Here is a 21,496-nt window from a genome sequence, read left to right as displayed (position 1 = left end):
GGAAGATCATGGCTTCGATGCCCGAAACGCTCACCCTGCCTGTGCTGCCGCTCGATGACGAGGTCGTGCTGCCCGGGATGGTGGTGCCGCTGGACCTGTCCGACGCCGAGGTGCGGGCCGCCGTCGAGGCCGCGCAGGCGGCGGTCGGGGGCTCGGCCGCCGGGGGCGCGGTCGGGGCCGGTGGTGGGAAGCCGCGGGTGCTGTTGGTGCCGCGGGTGGACGGGAAGTACGCCGGGACCGGGGTGCTCGGCACCGTCGAGCAGGTCGGCCGGCTGTCGGACGGGGACCCCGGCGCGCTCATCCGCGGCCGCGGCCGGGTGCGTATCGGGGCCGGGACCACCGGCCCCGGGGCCGCGCTCTGGGTGGAGGGCGAGACGGTCGAGGAGCACACCCCCGACCCGCTGCCGGGGGCCGTCGCCGAGCTGGTGAAGGAGTACAAGGCGCTCGCCACCAGCTGGCTGAAGAAGCGCGGGGCCTGGCAGGTCGTCGACCGGGTGCAGCAGATCGAGGGGGTCTCGGCGCTGGCCGACAACTCCGGCTACTCGCCGTTCCTCACCCTGGAGCAGAAGGTCGAACTGCTGGAGACCGCCGATCCGGTGGCCCGGCTGAAGCTGGCCGTGCAGTGGCTGGGCGAGCACCTCGCCGAGCAGGACGTGGCCGAGTCCATCGCCAAGGACGTGCAGGAGGGCGTGGACAGGCAGCAGCGCGAGTTCCTGCTGCGGCGCCAGCTGGAGGCCGTGCGCAAGGAGCTGCGCGAGCTGAACGGCGACGGGGAGGGCGAGGAGGCCGACGACTACCGGAGCCGGGTGGAGGCCGCCGATCTTCCGGAGGGCGTGCGGGAGGCCGCGCTCAAGGAGGTCGAGAAGCTGGAGCGGTCCAGTGACCAGAGCCCCGAGGGCTCCTGGATCCGGACCTGGCTGGACACCGTCCTGGAACTCCCCTGGAACGAGCGGACCGAGGACGCGTACGACATCCGCGGCGCCCGTGCCGTGCTGGACGCCGAACACGCCGGGCTGTCCGATGTGAAGGACCGGATCACCGAGTACCTGGCCGTCCGCAAGCGGCGCGGGGACCGCGGCCTCGGGGTGGTCGGCGGCCGGCGCGGCGGTGCCGTGCTGGCCCTGGTGGGCCCGCCCGGGGTCGGCAAGACCAGCCTCGGCGAGAGCGTGGCGCACGCCATGGGACGGAAGTTCGTGCGGGTCGCCCTCGGCGGCGTACGGGACGAGGCCGAGATCCGCGGCCACCGCCGCACCTATGTCGGCGCGCTGCCCGGCCGGATCGTCCGGGCCGTCAAGGAGGCCGGGTCGATGAACCCGGTGGTGCTGCTCGACGAGATCGACAAGGTCGGCTCCGACTTCCGCGGCGACCCGGCGGCCGCGCTGCTGGAGGTCCTCGACCCGGCCCAGAACCACACCTTCCGCGACCACTACCTGGAGGTCGAACTCGACCTCAGCGACGTGGTCTTCCTGGCCACCGCCAATGTGCTGGAGGCCATTCCGGAGGCGCTCGCCGACCGGATGGACATCGTCCGGCTGGACGGCTACACCGAGGACGAGAAGGTGGTCATCGCCCGCGACCACCTGCTGCCCCGCCAGCTGGAGCGGGCCGGGCTGGCCGCCGAGGAGGTCACCCTCGGCGAGGACGCGCTGCGCCGGCTGGCCGGGGAGTACACCCGGGAGGCCGGGGTCCGGAACCTGGAGCGGGCCGTGGCCCGGCTGCTCCGCAAGGTGGCCTCCCAGCACGAACTGGGCGAACGCGAACTGCCCTTCGCGATCGGCGCGGAGGACCTGCGGGCCCTGATCGGGCGTCCGCACCACGTGCCGGAGGCCGCCCAGGACCCGGCCGAGCGGCGGACCGCCGTCCCCGGTGTGGCCACCGGGCTGGCGGTGACCGGGGCCGGCGGGGACGTGCTGTTCGTGGAGGCCTCGCTGGCCGACCCGGAGACCGGGGCGGCCGGGCTGACCCTCACCGGCCAGCTGGGCGAGGTGATGAAGGAGTCCGCGCAGATCGCCCTGAGCTTCCTGCGCTCGCACGGCGCGGAGCTGGAGCTCCCGGTGACCGGGCTGAAGGACCGGGGCGTGCACATCCACTTCCCGGCGGGCGCGGTCCCCAAGGACGGCCCGAGCGCGGGCATCACCATGACCACCGCGCTGGCCTCGCTGCTGTCCGGTCGGCAGGTCCGCACGGACGTGGCGATGACCGGTGAGGTCTCGCTGACCGGCCGGGTGCTGCCGATCGGCGGGGTCAAGCAGAAGCTGCTGGCCGCGCACCGGGCCGGGATCACCACCGTGATCATTCCCAAGCGGAACGAAGCGGACCTGGACGATGTCCCGGCCGAGGTGCTGGAGGGGCTGGAGGTGCACCCGGTGACGGATGTGCGGCAGGTGCTGGAGCTGGCCCTGGAGGAGGCCCGGGTGGCGGTCGGCGCGGCCGCCTGACCTGCCCGCATCGGCCGTCGGGGCGGTCGTGGAGGTCCGGGACCCGCCCACCGCGGGTCCCGGACCGGCGTGCCGGGAACGGCCTGGGAAATACTGTTCCCCCACACACCGCCGAAGGGAGCCTTCCGTGCACGGGAGCGAAGACCAGGAGTTCCTCGCGCTGGAGCGGGAGCTGTCCGTCTTCCTCCGGCGGGCCCGGGCCTCCTCGGGGGAGATGGCCCGCGAACTGCACCCCGAGCTGGAGCCGGCCGCGTACGGGCTGCTCGTGCGGCTGGAGGACGCCGGGCGGCAGCGGGCCACCGAGCTGGCCGGCTACTTCGGCGTCGGCAAGGCCACCATGAGCCGGCAGCTCCGGGCCCTGGAGGACCTGGGGCTGGTGGCCCGCGAGCCGGACCCGGCGGACGGCCGGGCCTTCCTGGTCGGAATCACCCCGGAGGGCCGGGAGCGTTTCCTGCGGGTGCGGGGGGCGCGCCGGGAGCAGTACATGCGCAAGCTCGCCGGCTGGGACCGCGGCGAGGTCGCGGAACTGGCCCGGCTGCTGCACCAGTTGAACGACCGGGCGGAATAGCGCACCGGGCGCCCCCGGCCGGACGCCGTTCCGGGGCCCCACCCGGCCGCCCCGCCCCGCCCCGGCGTCACAGTTCCGCGTACACCGCCGTCGCGTCGTCGTGGCGCTTCGAGCGGGCGTGCGGGGAGTCGGGTGCGGATTCGAGGGCGCGGACGCGGGCGATCAGGGCGGCGGCGCCCTCCTTGCGCAGCACCGCCAGGCAGTCCGGCCAGCCGCCCTCCCGGAAGGTCTCCGTCCAGCGGCCCGCCCCGTCCGTGAGGGCCGCCACCGCCCGCACCCGGTCCCGAGGGGTGCGCCCGGTCACCGCCCGGCCGGCGGCGGCCGGGTCCGCCGCCGCCGTGAAGAAGGCGAGCTCCGTCCCGTACGCGTTGCGCAGCGCGTCCGTCGCCGCGTGCGAGGCGAGCACCTCCGGCGGCACCCGGTCCAGCCGGTCGTCCCGCACCTCGGTCACCTCCCCGTCGAGGGCCTCCAGCAGCAGCACCGAATCGGACAGCACCAGGTGCTCGACCCACTCCTCGTCCCAGCGGACCAGCACGACGGTTGCCTGAGGAGTGCGAACGTGAGAAAGGTCACACTCCCCGCGGTGGGCCGAAGCGGTGTGGCGGATTGCCTCGGCCAGCACCAGGTCCAGCCGCATGTCCCGGCGCGATCCGGACAGTTCGGTCAATCGGCCGCCCAGACGGGCGGTGAACCAGGGCACCCCGTGCCGGCAGCCGTCCGGGCCGGCCGGCGGGGTCACCCCGTCCAGCAGCACCAGCGTCCCGCCCCCGCCGACCGCCGGAATCGCGGCGGACACCCAGTCCTCGTTGGGGCGTTCGGGGCTGCCGGGGGCGGTGCTGAGGTCGATGCGCATGGGGACATTCTGCCCGGGATGTCCGCAACCAGACCGGTCTGGACGGGGAGGAATCCCCCCGGCCGCCAACTGGTCCAGACCAAATCCCCTGTGCGGCAACCGGTATGACGGTCCGCCGGAACCGAGCGGTCCGTGGAGATGTGGGCGGGCATCCTGCCAAAGCCCCCGTCGATCTATCAACCGGGTGTCCACGCCCGCCCACTGCCCGGCCGACACCCGAGTTGTTCGCCAACTCATCCGTGATGTTCACTCGTTCGTGTGGCCGGGTGGGCGATGTGCGGCTCTGTCCCAAACACACTGCAATGGTCTGAAGCGGTACGAGGGAGCAGGGGGCGTTTACTTGTTGACCGGCCGTTACCTCGGCCACACGAGTAGACGAGCACGAGCACACGTACAGGATTGCGAGCACCGGTGCAGAAGAAGCGGTCTCGGAAGAACGGCACCGCCACCACCGCCGACGGACCCGCCACCGCAGGCCTCCCCACGGGACGCCGGGTACGCGTGCGCCGCAGGCTGGTCATCGGCGTCGCCGTCACGGGCCTTGCCGTCCTCGCGGCCGGCGCCCCCGCCGTCCTCTCCGCCACGGCGGACCTGAACGAATCCCAGCGGCTGGTCACCCAGGCCGAACGGATCCGGCAGACCCTCACCCTCGCGCACGCCCTCGCCGACGAACGCGACGCCGTCACCGGTTACGTCGCCGAGGGCCGGCCCGCCGCCGACAAGGCCGCCGTGGCCGAGCGCACCGCCCGGGTGGACCGGCAGACCGAGGAGGTCGCCGGCCAGACCGAGACCGACGAGGAACTCGCCCTCGCCGTGGGCCGGATCGAGTCCGTCCGCGGCACCGCCCTCACCGGCAGGGGCGGTGCGCTGGCCGCCCACCAGTCCTACTCCGCGGTCATCGCCGAACTCCTCGCCCCGGGCACCCGGCTGGCCGAGCAGACCCCGCCGCGGGCCACCGCCGCCCTCGCCACCACCCGGCCGCTGGCCCCCCTCGGCCTCGCCGTGGACCAGGCCTCGGCCGCCCGCGGACTGCTGCTCGCCGCGCTGGCCGTGCCCCGCGGCGAACAGTCCGACGAGGACTCCGACTCCGGCTCCTCGCAGGGATCCCGCTCCTCGGTGGCCTCGCCCGCCGAGGAGGAACTCGCCGCCGCCGGGCAGCGGGCCCGGGTCCGGGAGCAGGGCGCGCTGGAGGACTTCGCGCGGACCGCCCGCCCCGACGTACGGGAGACCCTCGCCGCCACCGTCACCGGCCAGGAGGTCAAGTCCGCCGAGGAGTACCTCCGTCGGCTCACCGACCGCCCCGGCCTGTCCACCGCCGACCGCCGGCTCGACCAGGAGGCCGTCGGCGCCGCGCTGACCGCCCGGGTCGACCGGATGCGTTCGGTGGAGGCCACCCTGGTCGCCGAACGGGCCACCGCCCTGGCCGGACTCCGCGACGACGACGTGACCGCCCTGGAGGCCCTGGTCGCCCTGCTCGGCGTGCTCTTCCTGTTCACCATCGGCGTCTCGACCGCCGTCGCCCGCTCGCTGACCCGCCCGCTGTCCGTACTGCGCCGGGGCGCCGCCCGGCTGGCCACCGCCGAGGGCTCGGTGGAGCCGGTCCGCTTCACCGGCCGCAACGACGAGTTCGCCGAGGTCGTCCGCTCGCTGAACGACGTCCGCGGGATGACCGTCTCCCTGCACACCCGGATCGCCGGACTGGACGCCGACCGGCGCCGGCTGATCGGCCGCAACGAGGCGCTGACCTCGGGCCGCGCCGAGCTGGAGGAGGAGCTCTCCCAGCTGCGGGCCGGTCTGGAGGAACACCGCCGGATCATGATCACGACCTCGGTGTCGCTGTCCCTGCGCACCCTCGGCCTGGTCGAGCGGCAGCTGGCGGTCATCGAGGAACTGGAATCCCGGGAGCAGGACCCGGACCGGCTGGCCACCCTCTTCAAGCTGGACCACCTGGCCACGGTCATGCGCCGCCACAACGAGAACCTGCTGGTGCTCGCCGGGCAGGAACACGGCCACGGCCAGTCCGGACCGGTCCCGCTGGTGGACGTGATGCGGGCCGCGGTCTCGGAGATCGAACGCTACGAGCGGGTCGACCTCCAGGCCCTCCCCTCCTACACGCAGGTGGCCGGCCACGCGGCCGACGACGTCTCGCACGTGATCGCCGAACTCCTGGAGAACGCCACCACCTTCTCGCCCCCGGAAGCCAAGGTGAAGGTCTCGGGCTGGCTGCTGGACTCCGGCGACGCCGTGCTGTCCGTGGTCGACGAGGGCATCGGCATCACCGCGGACCGGCTCGCCGTCCTCAACCAGCGGCTGTCCGACCCCGAGGCGTACGAGGCCGAGCCGGAGGAGGACCACGGCCTGGGACTCGGCCTCTACGTGGCGGGGCGGCTCGCCGCCCGGCACGGAGTCGAGGCGGAACTGCGGGCCTCCCGCAACGGCGGCACCGAGGCGCTGGTGGTCATCCCGGCCGCCCTGCTGCCGACCGCCCCGCCCACCACCCCCGTGCACACCCTGGGGGTGCCCGGAGCGCCCTCGCTGCACCTCCCCGGAGTGGTGGCCGAGGCCAACGAGAACACCCTCCCGCCCCGCCCCCGGCACGCCGCCGCCCCGGAACACACCCCCGAGCCGGAGTACGCGACGGAGCCCGAGTACGCGGCGGAGCCCGATCCGGGGCCCGCGCCGGAGTACGCCGCCGAGCCCGCGCCGGAGCACGCGCCCGGGGCGCCGTACGCCCCCGAACCCCCGTACACCCCCGAGCCGCCGGCCGGGGCCGGGCTGCCGCCCGCCGACCAGGTGTTCACCGCAGCCCCCCGCGATCCGCGGCTCGCGCCCGAGCCGCGGCAGGGGACCGGCGTCCCCGGAGCACGCACCGGGACCGCCCCCGAACCGGCAGTCGCCCCCGAACCGGCAGTCGCCCCGGAACCGGCAGTAGCCCACGAAACGGCACCCGCCCCGGCACCGGCGCCCGCGCCGGAGCCGCACACGGCCACCCCGGACGAGGCCCCGCAGGCCGCCGTCACCGTCAAGGGGCTGCCCAAGCGGACCCCCCGGGTGGTGGCCGCCCGGCGGACCGAGCCGGCCCCCGCGCACAAGCGGGTGGACGCCGACGAACTCCGGCGCCGGCTCGGCGGGTTCTACCAGGGAGCCCGGGACGGCCGCCGTGTCGTCGCGGCCGAACTCGCCGAGGGACACCACGATCAGGGGGACACCGCACAGGAGGCACGCACATGACCGCGCCCAGTACGTACGGACTGAGCACCCAGGCCCGCAACCTTCAGTGGCTGCTGACCGACCTGGTCGAGGAGGTACCCGGCATCGTCTCCGTCGCCGTGGTGTCCTCCGACGGCCTGCTGCTCCTCTCCTCCGACCCGCAGCCCCCGACCGACCGCCCGGCGGCCGCGCCGGAAGCGGCGGCGGGAGCGGACACCGGAGCGGGCGGACCGGAAGCCGGCCCCGGGGCCGGCCCGGAGGCCGCCAGGGGCCCCCGCGGCGCCTCCGCCGACCTCGCCACCATCGTCTCCGGACTCGGCAGCCTCACCACCGGTGCCGCCGAACTCATGGAGGGCGGGGCCGTCAAGCAGACCATGGTGGCGATGGAGCACGGCTCCGTCTTCGTGATGGCCATCAGCGACGGCTCCCTCCTCGGCGTGCACGCCACCCCCGACTGCGACATGAGCGTCGTCGCCTACCACATGGCGCTCTTCGTCGGCCGGGCCGGGCACGTCCTCACCCCCGAAGTCCGCGGCGAGCTCCGCCAGTCCCAGGAGAACCTCACGTGAGCGCCGCCCCGCCCTCGCGCCTGCCGATACGCGGGGCGGACCGCCGCCCCGCGCGCGTCCGCCCGTACTCCCTGACCGGGGGCCGCACCCGCTTCACCCAGGTCCTGCGCGTGGAGACCTTCGTCGCCGCCCTGGACCCGACCCCGCGCAGCGGCGACCGCATGCCCGAGATGCGCGCCATCGTCGAGGTCTGCCGCCGGATGCGCACCATCGCCGAGATAGCGGCCCTGCTGAAGCTGCCGCTCGGCGTGGTCCGCGTCCTGGTCAGCGATCTCGCCGACCAGGGAAGGATCCGCGTCTACGGCACCGGACACGGCTCCGGCCGGCCCGAACGCGCACTGCTCGAAAGGGTGCTCAGTGGGCTCCGCCGTCTTTGACCGAACAGCAGCCGAAACCCCGCCGGCCACGGCCGAGGACGACGGCGTCCAGCCGTGGCAGTACGACCGCTCCCGCGCCCCCATCGCCGTCAAGGTGCTGGTCGCCGGCGGCTTCGGGGTCGGGAAGACCACCTTCGTCTCCTCCGTCTCCGAGATCACCCCGCTGCGCACCGAGGCGGTGATGACCCAGGCCGGCGCCGCCACCGACGACCTGACCGGCACCCCGGACAAGAACACCACCACGGTGGCCATGGACTTCGGCCGGATCACCCTCGACGACGACCTCGTCCTCTACGTCTACGGCACCCCGGGCCAGAAGCGCTTCTGGTTCATGTGGGACGACCTGGTGCGCGGGGCCATCGGCGGGATCGTGCTGGCCGACACCCGCCGGCTGCGCGACTGCTTCCCCGCCCTGGACTACTTCGAGAGCTGCGGCCTGCCGTACGCGGTCGCCGTCAACCACTTCGAGGGCTCCGACTCCTACACGGAGGACGACGTGCGCGAGGCGCTGACCGTGCCGCCCCGCATACCCGTCGTGATCATGGACGCGCGGAGCCGGGCCACCGTCGTCGAATCGCTGCTGACCCTCGTCGGCCACGCCCTCGACACCACACCGGAATAGGGACGGACACCATGCGCAGGATACTCGTGGTGGGGGCCGGACAGTCCGGCCTCCAGCTCGCACTCGGACTCCAGGCCAAGGGGTACGAGGTCACCCTGATGTCCAACCGGACCGCGGACGAGATCCGCGCCGGCCGGGTCATGTCCACCCAGTGCATGTTCGACACCGCGCTCCAGCACGAGCGGGACCTCCAGCTCGGCTTCTGGGAGCGGCAGGCGCCCCGGATCGAGGGCCTCGGCGTGTCCGTCGCCGCCCCCGACACCTCCCGGGCCGTCGACTGGCTGGGCCGCCTCAAGGGGCATGCCCAGTCCGTGGACCAGCGGGTGAAGATGGCCGGCTGGCTGGACGCCTTCGCACAGCGCGGCGGGCAGCTGGTCATCCACGGCGCCTCGGTCTCCGACCTGGACTACTTCTCCACCGTCTACGACCTGGTGCTGATAGCCGCCGGCAAGGGCGAGCTGGTGTCCATGTTCGGCCGGGACGCGGCCCGTTCCCCCTACGACGCACCGCAGCGCGCTCTCGCCGTGTCCTATGTGCACGGGCTCGGCCCGCGCCCGGAGCACCCGGAGACCGAGGCGGTCCGCTGCAATCTGGTCCCCGGGGTCGGGGAGCTCTTCGTGATGCCGACCCTGACGCTGTCCGGTCGGGCCGACATCCTGTTCTGGGAGGGCGTGCCGGGCGGCCCGCTGGACGTGTTCAACGGGGTGTCCAGCCCGTCCGAGCACCTGGCGCTGACCCTGGAGTTGATGGAGAAGTTCACCCCCTGGGAGCACGCGCGGACGGCCGGGGTGGAGCTGACGGACGCGGGCGGCACCCTGTCCGGCCGGTACGCGCCGGTGGTCCGCAACCCGATCGGCCGGCTGCCCGGCGGCGGGCTGGTGCTGGGCGTGGCGGACGTGGTCGTGGCCAACGACCCGATCACCGGGCAGGGCTCCAACTCGGCGGCCAAGTGCGCCGCCTCCTACCTGTCCTCGATCCTGATGCACGGGGACCGGCCGTTCGACGAGGCCTGGATGAAGGCCACCTTCGACAAGTTCTGGTTCACCACCGGCAAGCCGGTCACCCAGTGGACCAACGCCATGCTGGGCGCCCCGCCGGAGCACGTGCTCCGGCTGATCGGCGAGGCCGGGCGGCTCCAGCCGGTGGCGGACCGTTTCGCCAACGGCTTCGACAACCCGGCCGACTTCGACGGGTACTTCTACGACCCCGAGGACGCGGCGGACTATCTGGCGGAGGTCGCCGCCTCGCTGCCGCCGTCCGAGGAGTCCGCACCGGCGGACGCACCGGCGGATTCGCCCGCGGATTCCCCGGCGGCGGCCTCCGGGGCCTCCTCCGCCGCGTAGCCGGTGTCGTCCCCCGCCGCGGCCGCCTCCGACAGCCGCGGCGGGCTGTAGTCCGAGGGGTCCAGCGGGGTCCCCGCCGGGTCCGGGCGGACCGCGCCGAGCAGCGGGTTCGCGGCGATCGGGGACACCTTGACCCGGGCCCCCGGCCGGGGCGCCTGGATGACCTTGCCGTCCCCGGCGTAGATCGCCACATGGGTGGCCTTGGGGAAGTACACCACCAGGTCACCGGGGCGCAGCCGGTCCAGCGGGACCCTCGGCAGCCGGGCCCACTGCTCCTGGCTGGTGCGCGGGATGGACCGGCCGGCATGGGCCCAGGCCTGCGAGGTGAGCCCGGAGCAGTCGAAGGAACCGGGTCCCTCCGCACCCCACAGGTACGGTTTGCCGAGCTGTGCCGCCGCGTAGCCGAGGGCGGTCCCGCCGGCCGCCGTGGGGGTCCCGGTCCGGGCCGGCAGCCGGCCCGAGTCCTCCAGGTCCCGCTGGGCCTTGGCGTCGTCGGCCCGCTCGCGGACCGAGAGCTGGGTGAGCTGCTCGGCGGTCAGCGAGGCCAGCAGCCGCTCGACCTCCTTGAGCCGGTTTCCGGCCTCCTCCTGGGCCGCCTTCTGCCGGGCGGCCAGCTCCCGCTGCCCGTCCAGCGCCTTGCGGGCCTGCCCGGCCAGGGTGCCGGCCCGCTTCTCGGCCCCCTCCAGCCGGGACACCAAGGCTGCCTGGTGGAGCGCCTCCCGGCGGTTCATCCGCTGCTGCTCCAGGGCCCGCTGCGGATCGCCGGACAGCATCATCCGGGCGTACGGGGAGAGTCCGCCCGAGGCCTCCTGGTACTGGGACCGGGCCAGCCGCCCGGCCTCCGCCCGCTCCCGCCCGAGCAGCTCCCGGGCCCGTCCCAGGTCCCCGCTGAGCCTCCGCTCCTGCTCCTGCCGGGCCTTGAGCGCGACCTCGGTGGCGTTGTACGCCTCGGTCGCCTCCTCGGCCCGCTGGTACAGCCCCTGCAACCGCACCAGCAGCTGCCCGACATCGGCGGGCACGGCCGCCGCGGGCGGCGCCGGCGCGGGTTCCGGAGCGGGGGCGGGCGCGGGCGCCGGGGCGGCGGTGGCCGGGGCGGTGCCGCCGGGCAGGGCGGCGAGGAGCACCGCGGCGGTGCAGACGGCGCGCAGCAGCCGATATGACATGGGGTCACCTCCGAGGCGGCGATCGTGCCATGACCGGTATGACGAATCCGCCACCCGGGTCGGCCGTGTCACCCCCCTCACCCGCCCGGCCCACCGGCGCACGGGACGGATGCGCTCCCGCGGGGCCGGCCCGGCCCGTCAGGGGGCGAGCAGGCGGGACCTCGCCGCGCTGAACTCCTTCGGGGTGACTTCTGACGACTCTTCGGCTCACTATGACATAGTCGGACATAACCTCAGCGAGCTTGCTACGTTTCCCATATGACCGCATTGACGGCAAAGGTGGCGGACCCCTCGGACCCCGCTCCGCCACCCGGAGTACACCCCAGACGCAGCGGCATCGAGCTGGCCCTGCTCGCCGGGGCCGTCGCCCTCTCCGTCCTCGGCTACCTCCACGTCGGCCTGACCACCGTCGGCCACGTCCCCGCCGAGGCCTCCCGCTACGCCGCGGGCCTGGCCGCCGCCGCCCTCCTCGCGCACCTGGCCGTCCGGTTCGCCGCCCCGTACGCCGACCCGGTGCTGCTGCCCATCGCCGTCCTGCTCAACGGACTCGGACTGGTCCTCATCCAGCGGCTGGACCTCACCACCCCCGCCCATCCGGCCGCCGGCACCCAGCTGATCTGGTCGGCCCTGGGCATCGGCCTGTTCATCCTGGTGCTGGCGGGCCTGCGCGACCACCGGGTCCTCCAGCGGTACGCCTATCTCTCGGTGGTCGCGGCCCTGGCCCTGATGCTGGTCCCCGTCCTGTTCCCGCCGGTCAACGGGGCGCACATCTGGATCCGGGTGGCCGGATTCTCCTTCCAGCCGGGCGAGTTCGCCAAGATCCTGCTCGCCGTGTTCTTCGCCGCCTATCTGGCCGCCAACCGCACCGCGCTGGCCCTCACCGGGCGCCGGATCTGGTTCCTGCGGATGCTCCCGATGCGGGTGCTCGGCCCGATCCTCACGATCTGGCTGCTCAGCGTCGGGGTGCTGGTCCTGGAACGCGACCTCGGCACCTCGCTGCTCTTCTTCGGGCTGTTCGTCATCATGCTGTTCACCGCCACCGGCCGGATCGGCTGGATCGCCGTGGGCCTGCTGCTGGCCGGTCTCGGCGCCTGTCTGGTGGGCACCTTCGAACCGCACGTGCACGGCCGGGTCGAGGACTGGCTCGACCCCTTCGCCTCCATCCGGCGCGGCGAGGGCCCCGGCCAGCTCGCCCAGTCCCTGTTCGCGTTCGGCGCGGGCGGGTTGCTGGGCGCCGGTCTCGGCGAGGGCCAGTCCTTCCTGATCGGCTTCGCCGCCAAGTCCGACTTCATCCTGGCCACGGTGGGGGAGGAGCTGGGCCTGGCCGGCCTGGTCGCCCTGCTGCTGCTCTACGGACTGCTGGTCGCCCGGGGTTTCGAGGCGGGCCTCGCGGTCCGCGACCCCTTCGGTCGGCTGCTCGCCACCGGCCTGGCCTCGATCATCGCCCTCCAGGTGTTCGTGATCGCCGGGGGAGTGACCGGTCTGATCCCGCTCACCGGCATGGCCATGCCCTTCCTGGCCCAGGGCGGCTCCTCGGTGGTCACCAACTGGATCATCGTGGCCCTGCTGGTCCGGCTGAGCGACTGCGCCCGCCGCCCCCGCCCGGCCGCCGCCGAGAACACCCGGGAGGAGGCCGGATGATCCGGTACATCCGCTGGTGCGCCTACTTCTGCGCGCTGCTGCTGGTCGCCCTGCTGGTCAACGCCGCCCGGGTGCAGCTGGTGGACGCCGGATCGCTGGCGGCCAACCCGGCGAACAAGCGGGCCGCGATCGCCCGGTACGCCCAGCCGCGCGGGAACATCCTGGTGGACGGCCGGCCGGTCACCGGGACCCGGGACAGCCGCCAGCTGCTGCGCCACGAGCGGACGTACACCAACGGGCCGCTCTACGCTCCGGTCACCGGCTTCTCCTCGCAGACCTACGGCACCAGCTTCGTGGAGCGGGCCGAGGACGGGATCCTGGCCGGCACCGACTCCGGACTGTCCGTGCTGCCGCTCTGGTACGACCTGTCCCGGGGCCGCCCGGCCGGCGGGAACGTGGCCACCACGGTGAAGGCCCGGCTCCAGGAGGCCGCCTACCGGGGGCTGGCCGGGAAACGGGGCGCGGTGGCCGCGCTGGAGCCGGCCACCGGCCGGATCCTGGCCCTGGTGAGCAGCCCCTCCTACGAGCCGGGGGTGCTGTCCGGCACCGGCGGCCAGGTGGCCGCCGCCTGGGCCCGGCTGAACGCCGACCCCACCCGGCCGATGCTGAACCGGGCGCTGCGGGAGACCTATCCGCCGGGCTCCACCTTCAAGATCGTGACGGCGGCGGCCGCCCTGGACGCCGGGGTGGTCACCGATGTGGACGCCCCGACCCGCACCCCCGACCCGTATCCGCTGCCCGGCACCCGCACCCTGCTGCCGAACGCCTCGACGGGCTGCGAGGACGCCTCGATGGCGGAGGCGGTGCGCCGGTCCTGCAACACGGTGATGGCGAAGATCGGCGTCCAGGTGGGGCTGCACCGGATGGTGGCCGCGGCGGAACGATTCGGCTTCAACGACGCGGGTCTGCGGGTGCCCTCCTGGGTGTCCCGCTCCGACTTCGACACGGACATGAGCCGGGACCAGCTGGCCCTGTCGTCCATCGGGCAGTTCAACACCAAGGCCACCCCGCTCCAGATGGCGATGGTGGCGGCGGCGGTGGCCAACGGCGGGGAGCTCCCGGCCCCCTATCTGGTGGAGGCCGCCACCCAGGCGGACGGCGACCCGGTCCGCCGCACCGCCCGCACCATCCTGGGCCGGGCCATGAGCCCGGGCACGGCCCAGCGGGTGCAGCGGCTGATGGTGGACGTGGTGGAGGACGGCACCGGCCGCAACGCGGCCATCCCCGGCGCCACCGTCGGCGGCAAGACCGGCACCGCCCAGCACGGGGTGGGGAACGCGGGCACCCCGTACGCCTGGTTCATCGCCTGGGCCAGGAGCGACCGGGCGCCGGTGCCCGAGGTGGCGGTGGCGGTGGTGGTGGAGGACGCGGCCGCCGACCGGCGCGACATCAGCGGCAACAGCGCGGCCGCCCCGATCGCCCGGGCGGTCATGCAGGCGGCGCTGCGTCCGTAGCGCCGGCCCCGGGCCCCGGGCCGGCCGCGCCCGCCGCGACGGCGGCCGCGACCTCGGCGACCCGGGCGGCCTCCTCGGCCGCGAACCGCTCCGCGTCCAGCCGGTCCGCCAGCTCCTCGTCCTGGGCCATCAGCAGGTCCAGGCTGGAGTCGCCGAGGTCGAACACCCCCATGTCCAGATAGGCCTTCTGGAGCCGCTCGCCCCACAGTCCGATGTCCTTCACGCAGGGCACGATCCGGCTGAACAGCAGCTTGCGGAACAGCCGCAGGAACTCCGAGCGCTCGGTCAGCTCGGCGGCCTCCTGCCGGGGGATGCCGAAGTTCTCCAGCACCTCCACCCCGCGCAGCCGGTCCCGCATCAGATGGCAGCCCTCGATCACGAACTCCTCGCGCTCGCGCAGTTCGGCGTCGGACAGCTGCCGGTAGTAGTCCCGCAGCGCCATCCGCCCGAAGGCCACGTGCCGGGCCTCGTCCTGCATCACATAGGTCAGGATCTGCTTGGGCAGCGGCTTGTCCGTGGTGTCGCGGATCATCCCGAAGGCGGCCAGCGCCAGCCCTTCGATCAGCACCTGCATGCCCAGGTACGGCATGTCCCACCGGGAGTCCCGGAGGGTGTCGCCGAGCAGCCCCTTCAGGTTGTCGTTGATCGGGTACAGCATGCCGACCTTCTCGTGCAGGAAGCGCGAGTAGACCTCCGCGTGCCGGGCCTCGTCCATGGCCTGGGTGGCGGAGTAGAACTTGGCGTCGAGGTCGGGCACCGACTCCACGATCCGGGCCGCGCACACCATCGCACCCTGCTCGCCGTGCAGGAACTGGCTGAACTGCCAGGCGGTGTAGTGCTGCCGCAGGTCCCCCTTGTCCCGTTCGGTCATCCTGGCCCAGTGCCGGGTGCCGTGCAGGGTCAGCACCTCGTCGGGGGTGCCGAGCGGGTCGCGCGGATCGACCTCCAGGTGCCAGTCGATCCGTTTGCTGCCGTCCCACTGCTTGTCCTTGCCCTTCTGGTACAGGGCCAGCAGGCGGTCCCGCCCGCCGTCGTACTCCCAGTTGAAGCGGGCGGCGCCGGAGGCCGGGACCGGCCAGACGGTGTCACCCGGGTCTGTGGTGTAGAGCTCGTTCGTCGACACTGACGGCCCCTCTTCTCATCCACCGTGCTGCTCATCCACCGTGCGGGACGGGTCTGTTGGCAGTGCAGCACGTTGGTAGACATCGGGTCAACAAGTCGTGCGCGAGGGATTGACGACCTTGCTGACAGGCAGTCTTATAAGGGGTGACCGCTGGTAACCCACTCGCGAGGTGCCCCACGCCATGACCACCGTGACCGACCGCACCGCCCTCCGGGACGCACTCGGCCTGCTCAAGGACCGCGAGCAGGTCGCCGAGCGGCTCCTCGAATCCTCGGCCAAGCACTCCTTCGACCCGGACAAGGAGCTCGACTGGGAGGCACCCCCCATCGAGGGCAAGTACTACTGGCCGCCCGAACTCCTCTCCCTCTACGACACCCCGCTGTGGAAGCGGATGGGCGAGGAGCAGCGCATCGAACTCTCCCGCCACGAGGCCGCCTCCCTCGCCTCCCTCGGCATCTGGTTCGAGATCATCCTGATGCAGCTGCTGGTCCGTCACATCTACGACAAGTCGCTGACCAGCAACCACGTCCGCTACGCCCTCACCGAGATCGCCGACGAATGCCGGCACTCGATGATGTTCGCCCGCATGATCACCAAGAGCGGCTCGCCCGAGTACCCGGTCACCCGGCTGAACCACCAGCTGGCCCGGATCCTCAAGACGATCTCCACCACCCCCGGATCCTTCGCCTGCACCCTCCTCGGCGAGGAGATCCTGGACTGGATGCAGCGGCTCACCTTCCCGGACGAGCGGATCCAGCCGCTGGTCCGCGGGGTCACCCGGATCCACGTCATCGAGGAGGCCCGGCACGTCCGGTACGCCCGCGAGGAACTCCGCCGCCAGATGGCCACCGCCCCGCGCTGGGAGCGGGAACTCACCAAGGTCAGCTGCGGGGAGGCCGCCCGGGTCTTCTCCGTCGCCTTCGTCAACCCGGCCGTCTACGAGAACGTGGGCCTGGACCGCCGCGAGGCCGTCGCCCAGGTCAAGGCCAGCGGACACCGCCGCGAGGTGATGCAGACCGGCGCCAAGCGGCTCACCGACTTCCTCGACGACATCGGGGTGCTCAGCGGGGTCGGCCGCCGCCTCTGGAAGAGCTCCGGACTGCTGGCCTGAGGGCCCGTCCGCCCGTCCGTAGGGGGGATACCCTGCGGACATGACCCGGACCACGCGCACGGCCCCGGCCGCCCCGGCGGGCACCGCCGCCCCGGCGGTGCCCCGCGCGTACCGGCGGCTCACCGTCGAGCAGCGGCGCGCCGAACTGCTCGACGCCGCCCTGACCCTCTTCGCGCACCGCGCCCCCGAGGAGGTCTCGCTGGACGACGTCGCCGAGGCCGCCGGGGTCTCCCGCCCGCTCGTCTACCGCTACTTCCCCGGCGGCAAGCAGCAGCTCTACGAGGCCGCCCTGCGCTCCGCCGCCGAGGAGCTGGCACTCTGCTTCGCCGAACCCCAGACCGGCCCGCTCACCCGGCGGCTGAGCCACGCCCTGGACCGCTACCTGGCCTTCGTGGACGGCCACGACACCGGCTTCAGCGCCCTCCTCCAGGGCGGCAGCGTGGTGGAGACCTCCCGCACCACCGCCACCGTCGACGGGATCCGCCGCACCGCCGCCGAGCAGATCCTGCTGCACCTGGCCGTGCCCGACCCCGGCCCCCGGCTGCGGATGATGGTCCGCACCTGGATCACCGCCGTCGAGGCCGCCTCCCTCATCTGGATCGACGAGGGCAAGCAGCCCCCCGTCTCGGAACTCCGCGACTGGCTGCTCGACCAGTTCATCGCCCTGCTCACCGCCACCGCCGCCACCGACCCGCAGACCGCCGCGGCGGCCCGGGCCGCCCTCGCCCTGGAATCGGCCGAAGGCCCGGTCGGGGTCCTGGCCCGGCGGGTGGTCCCGGTGGTCTCCGAGGCCGCCCACCTGCTGTGACACTGGGGGAGTGAGAAGCGAACCCACCCCCTTCGAGGGCGGTCCGATGGACGGCCGGACCCTGCCGATCCTCCTCGGCCCCACCGGCCACCCGCCGAAGTGGTACGAGATCCCGGTCCCGGACGCGGCCGGCGGCCCCCCGACCGTACTGCTCTACAAGCGGGTCCCCTCCGGCTACACCAAGCGGCTGCACCTCCAGCGCGGCTGGAAGTACGAGTACGACCCCACCGGGGTGAAGCCGAAGCCCCGCTGGCCCTGGACCAGGTCCCCGCGACAGCCCTAGGGGACGTCCGGCCCGTCCGGCCGTCCGCCGTCCGCGGCGCCATGGCCTTCGCCGTGGCCGTGGCCGTCTCCGGGCGCCGGGTCGGGCAGCCGCAGCACCGCGACCGCGCCGCCGTCGGCCGCGTTGCCGAAGCGGAGCTCCGCGCCCAGCACCGCCGCCTGCCCGGCCGCGATGGTGAGCCCCAGCCCGGTGCCCTTGGCGCCCGCCCGGGGCTCCGTACGGAACCGCTGCGGGCCGTGCGCCACCAGGTAGTCCGGATAGCCGGAACCGTGGTCCCGGACGGTCACCACCGGACCGTCCACGGTCAGGACCACCGGCGCCCGGCCGTGCCGGTGCGCGTTCCCCACCAGATTGCCCAGCACCCGCTCCAGCCGCCGCCGGTCCGTCTCCACCACCAGATCGCTCACCACCACCACCTCGGTGGCCGTCCCGGAGGCCCGGACCACCCGCTCCGCCAGCGGCCCCAGCCGCTGCGGCTCCGACTCCACCCGCTCGCTGCCCGAATCCAGCCGGGAGATCTCCAGCAGGTCCTCGGTCAGCTGCCGCATCGTCCGCACCCGCTCCCGCACCAGCTCCGTCGGCCGGCTCTCCGGCAGCAGCTCGGACGCCGCCTGCAGACCGGTCAGCGGGGTGCGCAGCTCGTGCGCCACGTCCGCGGTGAACCGCTGCTCGCTGAGCAGCTTCGTCTGCAGCGAGGCCGCCATGGTGTCCAGGGCCCCCGCGACCGTCGCCACCTCGTCCTGGTGCCGGTCCGGGTCCCCGACCCGCGGATCCCCGACGCGCGCGTCCAGATCGCCCCGGCTGATCCGCCGGGCCACCGTCGCCGTCTGGTGCAGCCGGCGGGTGACCCGGGTGACCGCGAACGCCCCGACCAGCAGGGTGCCGCCGATGGCCAGCACCGAGGAGCCGATGATCGCGTTGTCCAGGCCGCCGATGGTCCGCGCGGACTGGGTGTAGTCCACGGCGGTGGCCAGCACCCGGCCGTCCGCCGGGGCCGCCGCCCACATCATGGGGCGGCCCTCGGTGTCGGCGACCAGGGTGCCGCGCTGCCCGGACAGCGCCAGCTCCCGCAGCGTCTCCGGCAGCTGGCCGGGATCGATCCCCGAACCGGGCGGCAGCGCCTCGCCCGCCTCGTAGTGCCGGGCCGCCTCGGTCAGCTTCACCAGCGCCTTGTCCCGGGCCGTGGCCACCGTCTGCCGGGTCACCTCCACGTGCACCAGCGCGCCCAGCACCGCCGCCAGCGCACAGCACATGATCACGATGAAGCAGGCCGACTTGAAGGTCAGCGTCGCGGTCCAGGCCGGCAGCCGGGGGGCGCGCGAACGGAAGCTCCGGCGGCTCACCGGCCGCCCTCCGGCGCCGGCACCCGGGTGATCTGCTCCCGGGTCGGCAGCATCGTCCGCTGCCGGTCGTCCCAGGACCAGGCGGTGGACAGCTCGTAGCCCGGGTTGCCGCTCGGCATCCGCAGGATCACGTCACGGCCGGCCAGCTCCACGCTGATCACCGGCTCGGTGGTGGCCATGATCCGGTTCAGCCGGCCGTCCGGGTCGGCGGTGTAGACCCGTACCGACATCAGGTGCTCGGGACCCGGGAACTCGACGCCGACGATCAGCTCGTCCTGGCGGTTGCCGGTGAGGTCCCGGTAGTACGGCCGCAGCACCGGGCATCCGCCGGCCGCACCGCCCTCGTCCCCGGCCTGTCCCGGCTTGCACGCCCGGATCGCCTCGGCGGTCCCGGCCGGCATCCCGTTCGGGCCCACGTCCTGGCTGCCGTGCGACCTCAGCTCGGCCTGCACCAGCGCCACCGGATCCACCGAGTGCACGTTCTGGCCCACCACCGGGGGCAGCCCCTTGACGTACTCGGGCGGCGCCCCGCCCGGATCGGCCGGCGGCACCACCGCTCCCGCACGCCCCGGCCACAGGTGCACCGGGCCGTTCGCGGTGGGGGTGGGCCCGGCGCTCTCCAGCCCGCCGGTGGCCTCCCCGCAGCCGCTCAGCAGCACCAGTGCACCGGCCGCCGCGAGGGCTCCGGCGGCGGCGCGCGACCGGCGGCCGCGGCGGTTCCGGGAAGGGGAGGGCGGCGGGTTCACGGACCTCCGACCTCCACACAACCAGGGACGCTTGCCGTCCCACCTTATGCGGACATACGGACGAAAGTCCTCGTACTTTTGGCCGATCAGGCCTCGGTGCGGCCCCGGCGCAGCATCGCGAAGCCCAGCCCGGCGGCGCCGACGGCGGCCATCCCGCCGCCCGCCGCGAGCAGCAGCATCCCCTCGCCGGGGCCCTCCGACAGGGTGTCCAGCCGCAGCGCCTCGGTCGGCCCGAAGGCCCGCGGAGCCGTGCCCGTACCGGTCTCGGCGGTGGTCTCGGCCGTGCTGTCGGCGGTGCTGCCGGCGGCGGTCCGCCGGGCGGTCTTCCGCACCGGGGCCCCGTCCTGGTCCGCCTGCTCGCCGGGGCGGCCGTGCCCGCCGGTGTCGCCGGCCCGGTGGATGGTGGCCGGCAGCCAGGAGGACAGCCGCCCGTCCGGCCGCAGCGAGAGCCGCAGGGCGTCCGTACCGCCGTAGCCGGTGGTGCCGTCCAGGCTGCTCAGCCCGGCCACCCGGGTGCCCCCGGTGGTCACCTCGGCCTGGTAGCCGCCCGTACCCACCCGGTACACACGGGCGGTGGAGACCCCGTCCGCCAGGGTCAGGCTCTGCACCAGCGTCCGGGCGGCCCCGGCCGGCACGGTGTCCGCGACGGCGGTCGCCGCCGGCAGGGCCAGCGCACCGGCGGCACACACGGCGGCGACGGCGGCGGCGCGGACGAGGGGACGGCGACGGGCGGTGCTCACGGCGATTCCTTCTTCTCCGGCGGTGACTGCTCTGTCAGCACAACGTAAAGGGCCGCCGTTGCGGCAGAGCGCCGACTCTGTAACAGCCGCCCGGCACTGTGCCGCCGGAGTCGTTACACGACCGCCGGATCGGGTGACCCGGCACCCCGCGCCCCGACCGGCCCCCACCGGGGGATTGCCGCGACCGCCCCCCGGCTGCTCCCATGGACGCCGGGGGTGACGCCGATGGCGAGGACTGCACGCGGACTCAGGGTCCGCCCGGCCGGACGCAACGGCCGCGGACGGCTGTACGTGAACACACCCGACGGGCGCAGCGTGGCCTGGTACGACCGGGAGACCGGCCGGGTCAGCGTGCTCTCGGAGGAGCAGAGCGAAGAGGTCCTGGACGCGCTCCGGCCCTATCTGACCGGCACCTACACCGTCGGCCCGCCGCCGGTGCCCACCCGGGCCGACCTGGCCCGGCTGGCCCTCCCGCCGGACGAGGACCTCGCCCCCAACCGGCCCGGCGAGGCCCTGCTCGGCGAGTTCGAACACGGACTGGGGACGATCGGCGCCCGGGCCCGGCACCGGCTCCGCCAGGACCTCCTCGCCCAGCAGCGGATGGGCGAGGAACTGGACGAACTGGAGACGGCCGGCTGGCGGGTGCTGCACGCGGTGCCGCTGCCGGGCGCCGGCCGCATCGACCACCTGCTGATCGGGCCGGCCGGGGTGCTGTGCGTCCGCTCGGTGCCCGGCCGCCGGCAGTGCGCCCGGGTCGGCGACCTGCTGGTCACCGTCGGCCGGGCCGAACCCCGCTCCGACCCGCGCTGGACCCGCCGGGCGGCCGCCCGGGCCGGCCGCGCCCTGGCGGCCACCCGCGCGGGGCGGGCCCTGGCGGTCAGCCGCGCGGGCCGCGGCCCGGCGGTCGAGGTCGTCCCCGCGCTGGCCCTGGTGGACGCCTCCCGGATAGAGGTGGCCCCCACCCTGCGCGACGTCCGCATCCTGCGCCCGGGGGTCACCCCGGAACTCTCCCGGGAGGCCGGCGTCCTGAAACCGGCCGACATCGAAGCCCTCTACGCCACCGCCCGCGACCGCCGGACCTGGACGACCCCGGACCACTGACCC

Annotated in this window: 18 protein-coding genes and 1 pseudogene; 13 read left to right on the top strand and 6 right to left on the bottom strand. The window is 74.1% G+C overall.

Annotated features, from left to right (window positions below; genetic code table 11):
- Positions 1-8: 8 nt before the first annotated feature.
- Both lon and ACZ50K_RS08255 read left to right on the top strand, forming a co-directional pair.
- Positions 9-2,438 (top strand): endopeptidase La, encoded by a 2,430-nt coding sequence (lon, locus tag ACZ50K_RS08260; RefSeq protein ID WP_468899084.1) that lies wholly within the window; start codon positions 9-11, stop codon positions 2,436-2,438.
- Between the two features lie 127 nt (positions 2,439-2,565).
- Positions 2,566-3,006, top strand: a complete 441-nt coding sequence (locus ACZ50K_RS08255) for a MarR family winged helix-turn-helix transcriptional regulator (protein ID WP_468899081.1) — start codon at positions 2,566-2,568, stop codon at positions 3,004-3,006.
- Between the two features lie 67 nt (positions 3,007-3,073).
- On the opposite strand, the gene ACZ50K_RS08250 is transcribed toward ACZ50K_RS08255, so the two are convergent.
- The gene (locus tag ACZ50K_RS08250; protein WP_468899079.1) at positions 3,074-3,859 is read right to left on the bottom strand and encodes a hypothetical protein; all 786 of its coding nucleotides are present in this window, start codon (positions 3,857-3,859) and stop codon (positions 3,074-3,076) included.
- Positions 3,860-4,270: 411 nt separating this feature from the next.
- Here ACZ50K_RS08250 and ACZ50K_RS08245 point away from each other — a divergent pair, with 411 nt between their 5' ends.
- From ACZ50K_RS08245 to ACZ50K_RS08225, 5 genes are read left to right on the top strand one after another with little or no spacing between them, the layout of a single operon-like run.
- Positions 4,271-7,090: a sensor histidine kinase gene (locus ACZ50K_RS08245; RefSeq protein ID WP_468899076.1), complete on the top strand. Its 2,820-nt coding sequence runs from the start codon at positions 4,271-4,273 to the stop codon at positions 7,088-7,090.
- Positions 7,087-7,638, top strand: coding sequence for a roadblock/LC7 domain-containing protein (locus ACZ50K_RS08240; protein ID WP_468899074.1), 552 nt, complete (start codon positions 7,087-7,089; stop codon positions 7,636-7,638). Before ACZ50K_RS08245 ends, ACZ50K_RS08240 begins: the two co-directional genes overlap by 4 nt.
- Entirely contained in the window at positions 7,635-8,015 is a 381-nt protein-coding gene (locus ACZ50K_RS08235; protein ID WP_468899072.1) for a DUF742 domain-containing protein, read from the top strand. The genes ACZ50K_RS08240 and ACZ50K_RS08235 overlap by 4 nt, the downstream gene beginning before the upstream one ends.
- On the top strand, positions 7,996-8,637 hold the full coding sequence (locus ACZ50K_RS08230; RefSeq protein ID WP_468899070.1) for a GTP-binding protein: 642 nt from the start codon (positions 7,996-7,998) through the stop codon (positions 8,635-8,637). The genes ACZ50K_RS08235 and ACZ50K_RS08230 overlap by 20 nt, the downstream gene beginning before the upstream one ends.
- A gap of 11 nt (positions 8,638-8,648) precedes the next feature.
- A complete protein-coding gene (locus ACZ50K_RS08225; protein WP_468899068.1) occupies positions 8,649-9,980 on the top strand; it encodes a styrene monooxygenase/indole monooxygenase family protein in 1,332 nt (443 codons plus the stop codon).
- A 125-nt stretch (positions 9,981-10,105) separates the two neighbouring features.
- Here ACZ50K_RS08225 and ACZ50K_RS08220 read toward each other — a convergent pair.
- A pseudogene (locus ACZ50K_RS08220) lies at positions 10,106-10,711 on the bottom strand (C40 family peptidase); the annotation flags it as partial.
- 699 nt (positions 10,712-11,410) lie between these two features.
- Here ACZ50K_RS08220 and ACZ50K_RS08215 point away from each other — a divergent pair.
- Both ACZ50K_RS08215 and ACZ50K_RS08210 read left to right on the top strand, forming a co-directional pair.
- Complete coding sequence (locus ACZ50K_RS08215; RefSeq protein WP_468899883.1) at positions 11,411-12,784, top strand: FtsW/RodA/SpoVE family cell cycle protein; 1,374 nt, start codon at positions 11,411-11,413, stop codon at positions 12,782-12,784.
- A complete protein-coding gene (locus tag ACZ50K_RS08210; RefSeq protein WP_468899066.1) occupies positions 12,781-14,238 on the top strand; it encodes a penicillin-binding transpeptidase domain-containing protein in 1,458 nt (485 codons plus the stop codon). Before ACZ50K_RS08215 ends, ACZ50K_RS08210 begins: the two co-directional genes overlap by 4 nt.
- On the opposite strand, the gene ACZ50K_RS08205 is transcribed toward ACZ50K_RS08210, so the two are convergent.
- On the bottom strand, positions 14,213-15,361 hold the full coding sequence (locus ACZ50K_RS08205; protein ID WP_468899064.1) for a ferritin-like domain-containing protein: 1,149 nt from the start codon (positions 15,359-15,361) through the stop codon (positions 14,213-14,215). The two genes, ACZ50K_RS08210 and ACZ50K_RS08205, sit on opposite strands and share 26 nt — an antisense overlap.
- A gap of 181 nt (positions 15,362-15,542) precedes the next feature.
- On the opposite strand from ACZ50K_RS08205, the gene ACZ50K_RS08200 reads away from it, so the two are divergent.
- The 3 genes from ACZ50K_RS08200 to ACZ50K_RS08190 are packed head-to-tail and all read left to right on the top strand — an operon-like array spanning position 15,543 to position 17,563.
- Positions 15,543-16,472 (top strand): AurF N-oxygenase family protein, encoded by a 930-nt coding sequence (locus ACZ50K_RS08200; RefSeq protein ID WP_468899061.1) that lies wholly within the window; start codon positions 15,543-15,545, stop codon positions 16,470-16,472.
- A 40-nt stretch (positions 16,473-16,512) separates the two neighbouring features.
- The gene (locus ACZ50K_RS08195) at positions 16,513-17,280 is read left to right on the top strand and encodes a TetR/AcrR family transcriptional regulator (protein ID WP_468899058.1); all 768 of its coding nucleotides are present in this window, start codon (positions 16,513-16,515) and stop codon (positions 17,278-17,280) included.
- Between the two features lie 10 nt (positions 17,281-17,290).
- Positions 17,291-17,563 carry a hypothetical protein gene (locus ACZ50K_RS08190; protein ID WP_468899056.1) on the top strand — a complete coding sequence of 91 codons (273 nt, stop codon included), beginning with the start codon at positions 17,291-17,293 and terminating at the stop codon, positions 17,561-17,563.
- Here ACZ50K_RS08190 and ACZ50K_RS08185 read toward each other — a convergent pair.
- From ACZ50K_RS08185 to ACZ50K_RS08175, 3 genes are all read right to left on the bottom strand, one after another.
- Positions 17,560-18,906 carry a histidine kinase dimerization/phospho-acceptor domain-containing protein gene (locus tag ACZ50K_RS08185; protein WP_468899053.1) on the bottom strand — a complete coding sequence of 449 codons (1,347 nt, stop codon included), beginning with the start codon at positions 18,904-18,906 and terminating at the stop codon, positions 17,560-17,562. The two genes, ACZ50K_RS08190 and ACZ50K_RS08185, sit on opposite strands and share 4 nt — an antisense overlap.
- Positions 18,903-19,652: a hypothetical protein gene (locus ACZ50K_RS08180; protein WP_468899050.1), complete on the bottom strand. Its 750-nt coding sequence runs from the start codon at positions 19,650-19,652 to the stop codon at positions 18,903-18,905. Before ACZ50K_RS08180 ends, ACZ50K_RS08185 begins: the two co-directional genes overlap by 4 nt.
- A gap of 86 nt (positions 19,653-19,738) precedes the next feature.
- Positions 19,739-20,392 (bottom strand): hypothetical protein, encoded by a 654-nt coding sequence (locus ACZ50K_RS08175; protein ID WP_468899048.1) that lies wholly within the window; start codon positions 20,390-20,392, stop codon positions 19,739-19,741.
- A 225-nt stretch (positions 20,393-20,617) separates the two neighbouring features.
- Between ACZ50K_RS08175 and ACZ50K_RS08170 the strand changes: the two genes are divergently transcribed.
- Complete coding sequence (locus ACZ50K_RS08170; RefSeq protein ID WP_468899046.1) at positions 20,618-21,493, top strand: nuclease-related domain-containing protein; 876 nt, start codon at positions 20,618-20,620, stop codon at positions 21,491-21,493.
- Positions 21,494-21,496 lie beyond the last annotated feature (3 nt).

It is taken from the genome of Streptomyces sp. NPDC033845, from assembly GCF_055576225.1.
This window is presented reverse-complemented; position numbering and strand designations above follow the sequence as displayed.